General features: G+C 75.9%; 16 protein-coding genes. 7 read left to right on the top strand and 9 right to left on the bottom strand.

Annotated elements, in window-relative coordinates:
* Positions 1-14: 14 nt before the first annotated feature.
* Complete coding sequence (locus LY71_RS14165) at positions 15-722, bottom strand: (2Fe-2S)-binding protein (RefSeq protein WP_106278579.1); 708 nt, start codon at positions 720-722, stop codon at positions 15-17.
* A gap of 136 nt (positions 723-858) precedes the next feature.
* On the opposite strand from LY71_RS14165, the gene acs reads away from it, so the two are divergent.
* From acs to LY71_RS14150, 3 genes are all read left to right on the top strand, one after another.
* Complete coding sequence (acs, locus tag LY71_RS14160) at positions 859-2811, top strand: acetate--CoA ligase (protein WP_106278577.1); 1953 nt, start codon at positions 859-861, stop codon at positions 2809-2811.
* 180 nt (positions 2812-2991) lie between these two features.
* Entirely contained in the window at positions 2992-3513 is a 522-nt protein-coding gene (locus LY71_RS14155; protein WP_106278575.1) for a phage holin family protein, read from the top strand.
* 98 nt (positions 3514-3611) lie between these two features.
* Positions 3612-4481 (top strand): alpha/beta fold hydrolase, encoded by an 870-nt coding sequence (locus LY71_RS14150; protein ID WP_245887893.1) that lies wholly within the window; start codon positions 3612-3614, stop codon positions 4479-4481.
* A gap of 7 nt (positions 4482-4488) precedes the next feature.
* Here the strand turns inward: LY71_RS14150 and LY71_RS14145 are convergent, their stop codons facing one another.
* Genes LY71_RS14145 through nth form a run of 5 tightly spaced genes read right to left on the bottom strand, consistent with a single transcriptional unit; the run spans position 4489 to position 8265 of the window.
* Positions 4489-5670 carry a MarP family serine protease gene (locus LY71_RS14145; RefSeq protein ID WP_106278571.1) on the bottom strand — a complete coding sequence of 394 codons (1182 nt, stop codon included), beginning with the start codon at positions 5668-5670 and terminating at the stop codon, positions 4489-4491.
* A 3-nt stretch (positions 5671-5673) separates the two neighbouring features.
* Complete coding sequence (locus tag LY71_RS14140) at positions 5674-6132, bottom strand: plastocyanin/azurin family copper-binding protein (protein WP_106278569.1); 459 nt, start codon at positions 6130-6132, stop codon at positions 5674-5676.
* Positions 6129-6899 carry an NUDIX hydrolase gene (locus tag LY71_RS14135; RefSeq protein ID WP_245887892.1) on the bottom strand — a complete coding sequence of 257 codons (771 nt, stop codon included), beginning with the start codon at positions 6897-6899 and terminating at the stop codon, positions 6129-6131. Before LY71_RS14135 ends, LY71_RS14140 begins: the two co-directional genes overlap by 4 nt.
* The gene (locus LY71_RS14130) at positions 6896-7474 is read right to left on the bottom strand and encodes a TlpA family protein disulfide reductase (RefSeq protein WP_106278567.1); all 579 of its coding nucleotides are present in this window, start codon (positions 7472-7474) and stop codon (positions 6896-6898) included. Before LY71_RS14130 ends, LY71_RS14135 begins: the two co-directional genes overlap by 4 nt.
* Positions 7471-8265 (bottom strand): endonuclease III, encoded by a 795-nt coding sequence (gene nth, locus LY71_RS14125; protein WP_245887891.1) that lies wholly within the window; start codon positions 8263-8265, stop codon positions 7471-7473. Before nth ends, LY71_RS14130 begins: the two co-directional genes overlap by 4 nt.
* Before the next feature lie 104 nt (positions 8266-8369).
* Here nth and LY71_RS14120 point away from each other — a divergent pair, with 104 nt between their 5' ends.
* Entirely contained in the window at positions 8370-8609 is a 240-nt protein-coding gene (locus LY71_RS14120) for a hypothetical protein (RefSeq protein WP_106278563.1), read from the top strand.
* Positions 8610-8760: 151 nt separating this feature from the next.
* A complete protein-coding gene (locus tag LY71_RS14115) occupies positions 8761-9435 on the top strand; it encodes a Crp/Fnr family transcriptional regulator (RefSeq protein WP_106278697.1) in 675 nt (224 codons plus the stop codon).
* Between the two features lie 210 nt (positions 9436-9645).
* Here the strand turns inward: LY71_RS14115 and LY71_RS14110 are convergent, their stop codons facing one another.
* From LY71_RS14110 to sp36, 3 genes are read right to left on the bottom strand one after another with little or no spacing between them, the layout of a single operon-like run.
* Positions 9646-10443, bottom strand: a complete 798-nt coding sequence (locus tag LY71_RS14110) for an NUDIX hydrolase (RefSeq protein ID WP_106278561.1) — start codon at positions 10441-10443, stop codon at positions 9646-9648.
* Positions 10440-10928, bottom strand: coding sequence for a RidA family protein (locus LY71_RS14105; RefSeq protein ID WP_106278559.1), 489 nt, complete (start codon positions 10926-10928; stop codon positions 10440-10442). Before LY71_RS14105 ends, LY71_RS14110 begins: the two co-directional genes overlap by 4 nt.
* Positions 10929-10938: 10 nt before the next feature.
* Positions 10939-11112, bottom strand: coding sequence for a Sp36 family protein (gene sp36 / locus LY71_RS14100; protein WP_091109157.1), 174 nt, complete (start codon positions 11110-11112; stop codon positions 10939-10941).
* A 96-nt stretch (positions 11113-11208) separates the two neighbouring features.
* On the opposite strand from sp36, the gene bagA reads away from it, so the two are divergent.
* Positions 11209-12201, top strand: a complete 993-nt coding sequence (bagA, locus tag LY71_RS14095) for an ATPase BagA (protein WP_106278557.1) — start codon at positions 11209-11211, stop codon at positions 12199-12201.
* Positions 12198-13445: an ATPase BagB gene (gene bagB, locus LY71_RS14090; RefSeq protein WP_245887890.1), complete on the top strand. Its 1248-nt coding sequence runs from the start codon at positions 12198-12200 to the stop codon at positions 13443-13445. Before bagA ends, bagB begins: the two co-directional genes overlap by 4 nt.
* Positions 13446-13452: the final 7 nt, after the last annotated feature.

Raw genomic sequence — 13452 nt, 5'->3', positions numbered from 1 at the left:
TCCCCGCCTCCGTCTCACCACAGGCCGGCGGCGTCCTCCAGCAGCACCCGCCGGTGCTCCGGCGACCGGCCCGGGCAGGCGGTGCACATCGGCTCGGCCGGCAGCCGGTACAGCAGGCAGCAGGAGGCCCGCCGCACGAACCGGACGCCGCCGACGTCGGTGAACCGGGGCGCCGGCAGCGGGGGTCCCACGGCCGCGGCCACCGGGGCGGCCAGCGCGGTGACCGGCCCGACGGCGCCCACCGCCCGGCCGACGGCGAGCAGCCGGCCGGCCAGCGAGTCGGTGGCCACCGCCCACAGCGGCCGGGGGCGCACCCCGCCGGCCTCGGCCACCGCGGCGACCGCCGCGCCGAGCGCCGTCCGCAGCTCGCCCGCCGGGTCCGGCCCGGCCGGCGCGGCGGAGACCGCGGCGACGAGCGTGCCGCCGGCCAGCTCGTACAGCGTCGTGTCGGCCAGCCGCGCCGACAGCGGCCGCCCGGTGGCCAGGCCCGCGACCACCGGCGCGAGCAGCACCGCCGACGCCGAGTACCACCAGACGGTGGCCAGCACCCGGCGGTCGGTGCTGCGGTACCGGCGGCCCAGCGCCGACACCCGCTGCGCGGTCCACGCCGGGTCGGCGAGCAGCGCGGCGGGCAGCGGCCGGGCCGACGGCGGGGCGAGCAGGCCGAGACCCGCGGCACCGGGCACCCGGGCCGTCACCTGCGCCTGCGGGCCGCCGTCCACCCGCCCAGTCTCGCCGTCCCGCTGCGCCGACGTCGGCGGGGGCTCACGCGGTTCCCGGCCGGGCCCTACGGTGTGTGCTGGGACACGCCGGGTCGCGACGGGGCGACCCCGCGCACGACATGGAGGGAGCCGCACCGTGAGCGAGTCGACCGTGCAGGAGGGCCGTCGCTTCCCGGCGCCGGAGGAGCTGGCCGCCCAGGCGAACGTCGGCCCCGACGTCTACGCGGAGGCCGAGCGCGACCGCCTGGCGTTCTGGGAGAGCGCCGCCCGCCGGCTGAGCTGGGCGCAGGAGTGGGACCAGGTGCTCGACTGGAGCAACCCGCCCTTCGCCAAGTGGTTCGTCGGCGGCAAGCTCAACATCGCCTACAACTGCGTCGACCGGCACGTCGAGGACGGCCACGGTGAGCAGGTCGCCTACCACTGGGAGGGCGAGCCCGGCGACACCCGCACGATCACCTACGCCCAGCTCAAGGACGAGGTGTGCCAGGCCGCCAACGCGCTGCTCGAGCTCGGTGTCCGGGCCGGCGACCGGGTGGCGATCTACCTCCCGATGATCCCCGAGGCGGTCGTGGCGATGCTGGCCTGCGCCCGCATCGGCGCCGTCCACATGGTCGTCTTCGGCGGCTTCTCGGCCGACGCGCTGGCCAGCCGGATCACCGACTCCGGCGCCGTCGTCGTCGTCACCGCCGACGGCGGTTACCGCCGCGGCGCGCCCAGCGCGCTCAAGCCCGCCGTCGACGACGCGGTGTCGCGCACCGAGAGCGTCCGCAACGTGCTCGTCGTCCGCCGCACCGAGCAGGACGTGGAGTGGACCGAGGGCCGCGACCTGTGGTGGCACGACGTCGTCGACCGGCAGTCGACCGAGCACACGCCCGAGGCCTTCGACGCCGAGCACCCGCTCTACATCATGTACACGTCGGGGACGACGGCGAAGCCGAAGGGCATCCTGCACACCTCCGGCGGCTACCTCACCCAGGTCGCGTACTCGCACTGGGCGTCGTTCGACCTCAAGCCCGACACCGACGTGTTCTGGACCTCGGCCGACATCGGCTGGGTCACCGGCCACAGCTACATCGTCTACGGGCCGCTGGCCAACCGGGCGACGTCGATCATGTACGAGGGGACGCCGGAGACGCCACACCGCGGGCGCTGGTTCGAGATCATCGAGAAGTACCGGGTGACGATCATGTACACCGCCCCCACGGTGATCCGCACCTTCATGAAGTGGGGCGAGGACATCCCGGCCGGCTTCGACCTGACCAGCCTGCGGTTGCTCGGCTCGGTCGGCGAGCCGATCAACCCCGAGGCCTGGCTCTGGTACCACCAGAACATCGGCGGCGGCCGCTGCCCGATCGTGGACACCTGGTGGCAGACCGAGACCGGCGCGCACATGATCAACCCGCTGCCCGGCGTCACGAACCTCAAGCCCGGCTCGGCGCAGGCGCCCTTCCCCGGGATCTCCGTCAAGGTCGTCGACGACGAGGGCAACGAGCTCGGCGACGACGCCACCGGCCTGCTGGTGCTCACCGAGCCGTGGCCGTCGATGCTGCGCACCATCTGGGGCGACGACGACCGCTACGTCGACACCTACTGGTCGCGGTTCGGCAACCAGGTCTACTTCGCCGGCGACGGCGCGAAGAAGGACGCCGACGGCGACATCTGGCTGCTCGGCCGGGTGGACGACGTCATGAACGTCTCCGGGCACCGCATCTCCACCACCGAGGTCGAGTCCTCGCTGGTGGCCCACCCCACCGTCGCCGAGGCCGCGGTGGTCGGCGCCAGCGACCCGACCACCGGCCAGGGCATCGTCGCGTTCGTCATCCTCCGCGGGAACGCCCAGGACTCGGGCGACGAGCTGGTCCAGCAGCTGCGCTCCCACGTGGCCCGGGACATCGGCCCGATCGCCAAGCCGCGCCAGATCATGGTGGTGCAGGAACTGCCCAAGACCCGCTCGGGCAAGATCATGCGCCGGCTGCTGCGCGACATCGCCGAGAACCGGGAGCTGGGCGACGTCACCACCCTCACCGACTCCTCGGTGATGAACCTGATCAAGGACAAGCTGCCCGCCAGCTCCTCGTCCGACGACTGAGGAAGGACCTCGCTGCCCCCACGCCTCGCTCCGCCCGGGGCGGGCCCCTGCAGCGAGGCCGTTCCAGCCCCGACCTCCCCGTGCACGATCGGGGAGGTCGGGGCGCGGTCCTGCCCGTGATGCGGGACGATCACCTGCGACAGGCCGCTTCCGCGGTCGCCTGAGCAGGGAGGAGCCCCCGTGGCCCACAGCGTGTCCTCGTCCACCCCGGCCAACGGGCGGCATGCCGCGTCCGCCGCCTCCGCCCACACCGACCCCTCGGTGGGCGCGCTGGTGCAGAGCGCCATGGCCGACGTGTCCACGCTGGTCCGCAGCGAGATCGAGCTGGCCAAGGCCGAGGTCGGCCGCTCGGCGAAGAAGGCCGGCGTCAGCGTCGGGCTGTTCGCCGTCGCCGGCGTGCTGCTCGCGTTCGCCGGCATCTACCTGTTCGTCAGCCTGGCCGAGGCGCTCACCGCGCTCGGCCTGCCGCGCTGGGTGTCCTACCTCATCGTCGCCGTCCTCCTGCTCGTCGTCGCCGGCCTGGCGGGCCTCGTCGGCCTGCGGATGCTCAAGCGGATCGACAAGCCGGAGCGCACCCTCGAGTCGCTGCGCGAGCTGCCCGAGGTCATGCACCGCGAGGAGCCCGGTCAGCGCCGCCGCGCCCTGCCGACGGTGAGCAACGGCCGCGTGGAGCGCCGCGGCCCCGACACCTACCTGGTCTGAGCCCCGCTCCCGGGCGGCGCGGCGGGCGCGCGGCGCCGGTCGCGGTCCCCACCGACGAGCGGCCCGACGCCACCAGTGTCCTGCTGCCGGGGTCGTGGGTGCACCGCGACGCCTCGGCCAACGGGGTCCGGCTGCACCTGGCCGAGGCCGGCGAGGGCCCGCTGGTGCTGCTGCTGCACGGCTTCCCGCAGTATTGGTGGACCTGGCGCGCCCAGCTGCCCGCCCTCGCCGACGCCGGCTTCCGGGCCGTCGCCCCGGACCTGCGCGGTTACGGCGCCAGTGACAAGCCGCCGCGCGGCTACGACCTGCCGACGGCGGCGAGCGACGCCGCGGCGCTGGTCCGGGCCCTCGGCGAGCGCGACGCCGTCGTCGTCGGGCACGACTGGGGTGCGCTGGTGGCCTGGACGATGGCCGCGCTGCACCCGCGCAGCGTCCGGCGGCTCGTCGTGGTGTCGATGGCCCACCCCCGGCTGCTGCGCGCCGGGCTCGCCGACCGGGCCCAGCGGCGCGCGCTGCGGCACGTGCTGGGCTTCCAGGTGCCGCGCTGGCCCGAGCACCGGCTGACCCGGGCCGACGACGACCCGGTCGCGGAGTACCTGCGCCGGTGGGCGGGGCCCGCGTGGACGCAGACCGCCGACTTCGCCGAGGCGGTCGAGCGCTACCGGTCGGCGGCGCGGATCCCGCAGGCCGCCTACGGGTCGATGGAGTACTTCCGCTGGGCCGGTCGCTCGCAGCTGCGCCCCGACGGGCTGCGCTACGCCCGCCGGATGGCCTCGCCGGTCACCGCGCCGACCCTGCAGCTGCACGGCACCGCCGACCCGCTGGTGCTGCCGCACACCGCCCGCGGGTCGGGCCGCTACGTCGCCGGCGCCTACGATTGGCGCGAGCTGCCCGGCATCGGGCACTTCCCACCCGAGGAGGCCACCGCCGACGTCAGCGACGCGATCCTGACGTGGGCGGCCGGCTGACCCCCCGTCACTCGCACGGGCCGGTGTCCGCGGGGGCGCTGCCGGCCAGGCCCTGGCGGGCGGCGGGGGCCACCTGCTCGGCGGTCAGCGCGTAGCCGGTCGACGGGTCGTCGATCGCCGAGGCGAAGACGACGCCGAGCACCTGGCCGGTGGGGTCGAACAGCGGCCCGCCGGAGTTGCCGGCCCGCACCTCGCCGAAGAGGGCGTAGACCTCGCGCTGGACGGTCCGGGTGTTGCGGAAGTCGGGGCCGCTGATGTCGCCGCGGTCGCGGACGCGGGCCGGGCCGACGAAGAAGTCCCCGCCGCCGGGGTAGCCCATGATGATCGCGTCGTCGCCGGTGGCCGCGGGTCCGGCCGCGAACGTCAGCGGCAGCTGCGGCAGGCCGGGGACGGCGAGCACCGCGATGTCGATCTCCTGGTCGACGTAGACCGGCGTCGCCTCGTACTCCCCGCCCTCGGCCAGCACCACGGGGTCCGGGACCCCGGCCAGCACGTGCGCGTTGGTCATCACCCGCTCCGGGGCGTAGACGAAGCCCGACCCGTCGATCTGCCGCGAGCAGGAGGGCGCGACCCCGCTGATCTTCACGACCGAGCCCTCGACCCGGCCGACCACCGGGCTGGCCGCCAGCGCCGCGTCGGGGACCTCGACCTCGCGGACCTCGGTGGGGGTGAGCGGGTCGAGGACGTCGGGCAGCCCCCGCCGGTCGATGGCCTCCCGCAGCGAGTCGTACACCGCGCGGACGCTGTCGGGCACCACCCGGTCGACCACCTGCACCAGCGCCGACTGGCGCACCTGGCCGGCCACCTCCGGGAACGGCGCGGTGGCCAGCGGGGTGGCCACCATCCACGCGACGAGCAGCACGGCGACCGCGGACACGACCGCGCCGGCCACGGCGTCGAGCACCTCGGCGGGCTCCCAGGTCACCCGGCGGCGCACCGCCCGGCCGACGGCGCCGGCCACCAGCTGCCCGAGCAGCGCACCGGCCAGGACCACGACCAGCGCGGCGAACGTCCGGGTGACCGGGGAGCCGTCGAGGCGGTCGGCGACCGGGCCGGACAGCTGCGCGCCGAGCACCGCGCCGCCCAGGAAACCCAGGAAGGAGGTGGCCGAGACCAGCAGGCCCTGGCGGAAGCCGGAGAAGGCGAAGACCAGCGCGAGCGCGACGAGGACGAGGTCGACCAGCGACACGGCTCAGCCCGACACCGTCATGACGCCGGTCTGCCCGAGCTGCACGTGGAAGCTGCACTCGTAGGGGTGCTCACCGGGCACCGTGACCTCGAACTCGATGGTCCGGGTCTCCCCCGCGGCGAGCAGCGGGATCTCCTCGGGGATCTCCTCGGCGCCGGCCCCGGGCGTGAAGCGGAAGTTGTGCGTGGCCTCGGTGGCGGTGCTCTCGACGGTCAGCCGGACCCGGCCGGGCGCGACGGTGAAGGTGGCCGGGAGCCAGACGTACTCCTCCGGCGTCTGGATGGTGACCTCCTGGACGCCGTCCTCGGCGACGGTCACGGTGCCCAGCGACGGGTCGGTCGTGGCCGGTGCGGCGGCGGACCCGCCGTCGCCGGACCCGCAGCCGGCCAGCAGGCCGGCCGCCAGGAGCAGGCCGCCCAGCAGCGCCCGGCCGCGGACGGCCGGTCCCCTCGTCGCGCTCATCGCCGGGGAACCGTACGCGCCGGACCGCCGTCCGGTGCGGGGCTCGCCACCGTCGGCGCGGCGGCGTCCTCGACGCCTCCCTCGCCGAGCGAGCCGGGTGCCGCGGCGGGCCGGGTGCCGGACTCCTCCAGCGGCCGCACGTCGCGGACGTCCCACGGCCGCGCCAGCCCGGCGGCCTCGAGCAGGGCCTCGAGCAGCCCACCGGTGAACCCCCAGACGACCATCCCGGCTACACCGAACGCCGGGCCGACGTAGCCCGACGGGTGGCGCACCCGGAACCGGTTGGCGGGGTCGGCGAGCTCGGCCAGCGGCACGCGGGCCACCCGCGCCACCTCGCGCGGGTCGCCGACGACGACGTCGCTCGGGTCGTCCCACCAGGCGACCACCGGGACGACGAGGTTGTCCGACGGGCCGAGGAACAGCTCCGGGAGCGTGGCCAGCACGCGGACGCCGTCCGGGTCGACGCCGGCCTCCTCCTGCGCCTCGCGCAGCGCCGTCCCCACCGGGTAGTCCTCCCCCGGGTCGGCGCCGCCGCCGGGGAAGGCCGGCTGCCCGGCGTGGGTGCGCAGCCGCGCCGACTTCTCGATGAGCAGGACGTCGGTGCCGTGCGGCCCCTCGCCGAGGAGGATCAGCACCGCCGAGCGCCGCGCGGTGGCCGAGGGGCGCGGCATCCGGTGGCGCAGCGGGAGGTCGGGACCGGCGGCGAGCAGCCGGAGCACGGGTCCCGGCAGGCCGGTGAGGTCGGCCCCCGGCAGCAGGCCGGTCACAGCTGCACCCCCAGGTGCTCGGCGACGAGCGCGCGCAGCTGGTCCACCGACGCGACCGGCCCGACCTGCGTGTGGACCAGCGCGCCGTCGGCGTCGAGGAGGTAGGTGAACGGCAGCGCGCGGATGCCGAGCTCGTCCATCAGGGCGCCGTCGCGGTCGTAGGCGCTGGGGAAGGTGGCCCCGGCGTCGGCGGCGAAGGCGTCGGCCTGCGGCACGCCGTCCTTGCTGATCACGCCGACGACCGACAGCCGGTCGCCGGCCAGGTCGGCGAGGTCCTGCACCAGCGGGAGCTCCTCCCGGCACGGGCCGCACCAGCTCGCCCAGAGGTTGACCACCGTCGGCGTGCCCGGGGCGCGGCCCAGGTCGAGGCTGCCGCCGCCGGGGCACTCCAGCGTCACCGGGGGCAGCGTCGCGGCGCCGGCCGCGGGCCGGTCGGGCTGCTCGGGGCACGCGCGCAGCGGGGCGCTCCACGTCGTCGGCGCCGCGGGCGCCGGCTCGTCCGCTCCCGACGCGGTGCAGGCCGGGAGGAGCAGGCCCAGCCCCAGCAGCACCGCCGTCCGCCGTCCGGTGCTCACTCGGTGTCCGACGCCGCGGGCGTCTTCACCAGCTTCAGCGCCGCCTCGGGGTCGGTGGGGCCGATGCCGTACGACGGGCACCAGCGGGCCAGCCCGCACGCCCCGCAGGCGGCCTTCTTGGCGTGGCACACCCGGCGGCCGTGGAAGATCACGCGGTGGCTGAACATCGTCCAGTCGCGCTTGGGGACGAGCTCGGCGATCTCGGCCTCGACCTTGACCGGGTCCTCCTCGGCGGTCCAGCCGAAGCGGCGGACCAGCCGGCCGAAGTGGGTGTCGACGGTCAGCCCCGGGACGCCGAAGGCGTTGCCGAGGACGACGTTGGCGGTCTTGCGGCCGACGCCGGGCAGGGTGACCAGGTCGGCCATCCGGCCGGGCACCTCGCCGTCGAACCGCTCGACCAGCGCCTGCGCCAGGCCCAGCACCGAGTTCGCCTTGGCGCGGAAGAAGCCGGTGGGCTTGAGGATGGCCTCCACCTCGGCGCGGTCGGCCCCGGCCAGCGCCACCGGGTCGGGGTAGCGCGCGAACAGCGCCGGGGTGACCTTGTTCACCGTCTTGTCGGTGGTCTGTGCCGACAGCACGGTGGCCACCAGCAGCTCGAAGGCGTTGGTGAAGTCCAGCTCGCAGTGCGCGTCGGGGTGCAGGACCGCCAGCTCGCGCGCCATCCGGCGGGCGCGGCGGGTGCGGGCCAGGGGCGTCTCGTCGGGGTCGAACGGCGCGGCGGCCGGGCGGCGGGCGGGAGCGCGGCGCGCCGCGGGACGCGCGTAGGGCTGCACGGGGGCCGGCGAGGACACGCGGTCGAGGGTAGGCGTCGTCGGCGACACCGCCGGGGCCGTGCCACCATGGTCGTACCGGGCCCCACCAGGGCGTGCCCGCTGCGACCGGACCGGGAGGTGACGTGGTCGCGCTCATCGTCATTCTCTTCCCCCCGATGGTCATCGCCTTCCTGCTGGTCATGGAGCGCGTCGAGGAGCCGCTGCGCCGGCCGACGTCGCCGCGCGAGGTGGCCGAGTTCCTCCAGTCGGCGACGCCGGGCGAGGTGGACACGCTGGCCGCCTCCGGCATCCGCCGCGCCATGGCCCGCTGGCGCCGTCGCCGCCGGTCACGGGTGCGCCGCGGCACCGAGCCGCTGGTCTGAGGTCACCCCTCCCCGCAGCACCCGCCTCCCCCGCGGGGGTCGGCCTCCCCCCGCCGGAGGGGTGACGGTCGGCACAGCCCCCTAGACTCGCTACGGACGCGGGTGCTGCTGCCCCGCAGGTCGAGCGACGGTGGGGTGGAGAGACAACGTGGTGGACGAGGTGCTGGCCCAGTCCGGGATCTTCCAGGGGCTCTCGGAGGAGGCCGTCGACCCGGTCGCCGACCGTCTGGAGACGATCAACCTGCCGCGGGGCCGGGTCGTCTTCAACGAGGGTGAGCCCGGCGACAGCCTCTACATCGTGCTGAGCGGCAAGATCAAGCTGTCCCGCCGCTCCCCCGACGGCCGGGAGAACGTGCTCGCCGTCATGGGGCCCTCCGACCAGTTCGGCGAGCTGTCCGTGTTCGACCCGGGCCCGCGCACCGCCACCGCCACCGCGGTCACCGACGTCCGGCTGGCCAAGATGCCGCAGTCGGTGCTGCGGCCGTGGATCGAGGCGCACCCGGAGATCGGCGAGCAGCTGCTGCGGGTGCTGGCCCGGCGGCTGCGGCGCACCAACGACTCGGTGGCCGACCTGATCTTCACCGACGTCCCCGGCCGCGTGGCCAAGGCGCTGCTGCAGATGGCCGACCGCTTCGGCAGCCGCGAGGCCGACGGCCTGCGGGTCAAGCACGACCTCACCCAGGAGGAGCTGGCCCAGCTGGTCGGCGCCTCCCGCGAGACGGTGAACAAGGCGCTGGCCGACTTCGTGCACCGCGGCTGGATCCAGCTGCAGGGCAAGTCGGTCGTCGTCCTCGACGAGGACCGGCTGCGCCGCCGCGCGCGATGACCGCTGGACGCCGGTGGCCCGGGACCCGCGAGGTCCCGGGCCACCGGCGTCTCTGCCGTGCGCGGGGACGGGCCCGGAGGGTCCTCGCCGGGCACGGCGAGGGGGCTCAGCGCCGCGGTCGGCCTCGGTGCAGGGGCCCGCGCCGAGCTCGCGAGGCGTGGGGGGCACCGAGGTCCTTCCGGGCACCTGGCCGCGGTGTGACCCGGAGGGTCACGAAGGAAGTGGCACGACGATGCGGATGCGGGTGCCGTCGGGCAGCACCGCCCAGCGGCCGTCGGGCTCCTCGGTGAAGGTCGGCATGATCGGGTTCAGCGGCTCGGGCGGGCTGCCGGCCAGCGCCGAGGCGACGTCGGGGAAGGCGGCGAGCTGGCCGAGGGTGTGGATCGTCGGCGGCAGCATCGGCCGGGTGCCGGCGCGCATCTCGGTCAGCGCGGCCTCCGGCGTCAGCCAGCTGACCTCGTCGGCCTCCCCCGAGACGTCGCGGGCCTCCTGGCCCACCGGCAGGGCGGCGGCGAAGAAGCGGGTGTCGTAGCGCCGCTTCTCCGCCGGCGGCGTCACCCAGTGCGCGAAGGGCCGCAGCAGGTCGCTGCGCAGCGCCAGGCCGCGGGTGGCCAGCAGCTCGGCCAGCGACAGCTCCCGGGTCAGCAGTGCCTGCCGCTGCGCCTCCCAGTCGTCGCCGGACACCGACGGCACGATCCCGCCCGCGCTGTCGGGCGAGCCGGCCAGCAGCACGCCGGCCTCCTCGAAGGTCTCCCGGACGGCGGCGCACACCAGCTCGCGGGCCAGCGGCTCGTCGCAGCCCAGCGAGGCGGCCCAGTCGGCCGGCTCGGGCCCGGCCCAGGCGACGTCGGTGTCGGCGTCGCGCGGGTCGACCCCGCCGCCGGGATAGGCGGTCATGCCGCCGGCGAAGGGCATGCCGCGGGTGCGCCGCAGCAGGTGGACCTCCAGGCCGGCCGCGCCGTCGCGCAGCAGCAGCACCGTGGCCGCGGGCCTGATCTCCGGGCTCACCGCAGCTCGACGGTGAGCTCGACCTCGACCGGGGCGCCCAGCGGCAGCTCGGCGACGCCGATGGCGCTGCGGGCGTGCCGGCCGGCCTCGCCGAACACCTTGCCCAGCAGCTCGCTGGCCCCGTTGACCACCCGCGGCTGGCCGGTGAAGCCCTCGGCGCTGGCCACGTAGCCGACCACCCGCACCACGCGGGCCACCGAGTCCAGGCCGACGAGCTCGTGCACGGCCGCCAGCGCGTTGAGCGCGCACAGCTTGGCGTCGGCGGCGGCGTCCTCGGGGTCGACCGACCCGCCCACCTTGCCGGTGCGCCGCAGGCCGCCCTCCACGAAGGGCAGCTGGCCGGAGGTGAACACCAGCTGGCCGCTGCGCACGGCGGGCACGTAGGAGGCGACCGGTGCCGCCACGGGGGGCAGCCGGATGCCGAGCTGGGCCAGCCGCTGCGTCCAGCTCTGGGCCGGCGCCGGGGCGCCCTGCGCCTGGGTCATCGCGGCCGCCTCAGCCGACCGGGCGCTTGAGGTAGGCGACCAGCTGCTCGGCGCCGCCCGGGCCGGGCAGCACCGTCACCAGCTCCCACCCGTCGGTGCCCCAGGAGTCGAGGATCGCCTTGGTGTTGTGGATCAGCAGCGGGATGGTGGCGTACTCCCAGCGGCGGCGGGCCGGTTCGCTCATGGGGGACGACGCTAGCGCAGGCCGGCAGCCCTGGTCCGGGGCCGGTCTGCGGACCTGCGAGGGTGGGGAAGACGCGGTCCTCCTACGCTGGTCGGGGTGAGCCCCTCGCCCCTGCCCGTGCGCTGCCACGTCGTCACCGGGAAGGGCGGCACCGGCAAGACGACGGTCGCGGCCGCCCTCGCCCTCGCCCTGGCCGCGGAGGGCCGCACCGTGCTGCTCGTGGAGTGCGAGGGCCGCCAGGGCATCGCCCAGCTCTTCGACACCCCGCCGCTGCCCTACGAGGAGCGCCGGGTGGCGGTCACCCGCGGCGGCGGCGAGGTCCGGGCCCTGGCGATCGACGTCGAGGAGGCCCTGCTGGAGTACCTCGAGATGTTCTACAACCTCCGCCGGGCGGGCCGGGCGCTGCGCAAGATGGGCGCGGTCGACTTCGCCACCACGATCGCCCCGGGCCTGCGCGACGTGCTGATCACCGGGAAGGTCAAGGAGGCGGTCACCCGCCGCGACGGCGGCCGGCCGGTCTACGACGCCGTCGTCGTCGACGCCCCGCCGACCGGCCGGATCACGCGCTTCCTCAACGTCACCGGCGAGATGTCCGACCTCGCGCGCTCCGGCCCGATCAAGACGCAGAGCGACGGCGTCATGGCGGTGCTGCGCTCCCCGCAGACGGCGGTGCACCTGGTCACCCTGCTCGAGGACATGCCGGTGCAGGAGACCGCCGACGCGATCGCCGAGCTGACCGCGGCGGGCCTGCCGGTCGGGTCGGTGATCGTCAACATGGCCACCGAGCCGGTGCTGCCGGAGCCGGAGCTGGTCCGCGCCGTCGAGGGCCTGCTGACCGGCGCGGACCTCGCGCCGGGGCTGGCGGCCGCCGGGCTGCCCGGCAACGGCCGGCTGGCCGACGCGCTCGCCGCCGAGGCCGTCGAGCACGCCCAGCGCTGGGCCGCGCAGGACGCGCTGCGCGCCCGGGTCGAGTCGCTGGACCGGCCGACCGTGGAGCTGCCGCTGCTGGCCGCCCCGATCGACCTCGGCTGCCTGTTCGAGCTCGCCGGCCGGCTCGAGGACCACCTGGGCGCGGAGGTGGCGGCGTGAGCGCCGCGGAGGAGGCGCCCGCGGCGTCCGCGCGCCCGGCCCGCGGCGCGCGGACGGCCGCCGACCGGCTGGCCCCGCCGATGGACCTCGCCGCGCTCATCGGCGACCCGGACACCCGGATCGTGGTGTGCTGCGGCTCCGGCGGCGTCGGCAAGACGACGACGTCGGCCGCGCTGGCCCTGGCCGCCGCGGAGGCCGGCCGGCGGGTCGTCGTCCTGACCATCGACCCGGCCCGTCGACTGGCGCAGTCGCTCGGCCTGGTGGAGCTGGACAACGAGCCGCGGCCGGTCGACGTCCCGGGGGCCGCCGGTGAGCTGCACGCGATGATGCTGGACATGAAGCGCACGTTCGACGACATCGTCGTGGCGCACTCGACCCCCGAGCGGGCCGAGCAGATCCTGGCCAACCCCTTCTACCAGACCCTGTCGTCGTCCTTCGCCGGGACGCAGGAGTACATGGCGATGGAGAAGCTGGGCCAGCTGCGGTCCGGGGACCAGTGGGACCTCATCGTCGTCGACACCCCGCCGTCGCGGTCGGCGCTGGACTTCCTCGACGCGCCCAACCGGATGAGCCGCTTCCTCGACGGCACGATGATCCGGTTGCTGATCGCGCCGAGCCGGGCCGGGTTCCGGTTCGCCAGCGCGGGCTTCCTGTTCTTCAGCCGGATCATCAGCAAGGTCCTCGGCGGCCAGCTGCTGCGCGACATCTCCGCGTTCGTCACCGCGCTGGACACCATGTTCGGCGGGTTCCGCGAACGGGCCACCGCCACCTACGAGCTGCTGCGCCGGCCGGGCACCTGGTTCGTCGTCGTCGCCACACCGGAGCCCGACGCGCTGCGCGAGGCGTCCTACTTCGTCGACCGGCTGTCGGCCGAGCGCATGCCGCTGGCCGGGCTGGTGCTCAACCGCACCCACCCGCCGGCGAGCACCGCGCTGTCGGCCACCCGGGCGGAGGCCGCCGCCGAGGCGATCGGCGACGACGGCGGCGACCCGGCCGGCGCGCTGGCCGCCGGGGCGCTGCGGGTGCACGCCGAGCGGATGACGCTGGCCACCCGGGAGCAGCGGCTGGCCGACCGGTTCACCAGCGCCCACCCCGAGGTCGCGATGCGGACGGTGCCGGCGGCCGCCGGCGACGTCCACGACCTCGACGGGCTGCGGGTGATGGCCGAGGCGCTGACCGGTCCCGACGGCGACACGCCGACGGGCGTCCCGCGCACCCGCGTGCTCCCCGCGCGCCGCGCCTGAGCGGCGG

Source organism: Geodermatophilus tzadiensis (assembly GCF_003002915.1).
Classification (GTDB): domain Bacteria; phylum Actinomycetota; class Actinomycetes; order Mycobacteriales; family Geodermatophilaceae; genus Geodermatophilus; species Geodermatophilus tzadiensis.
The sequence above is the reverse complement of the archived record's forward strand: the minus strand, read 5'-3'. Positions and strand labels throughout refer to the sequence as shown.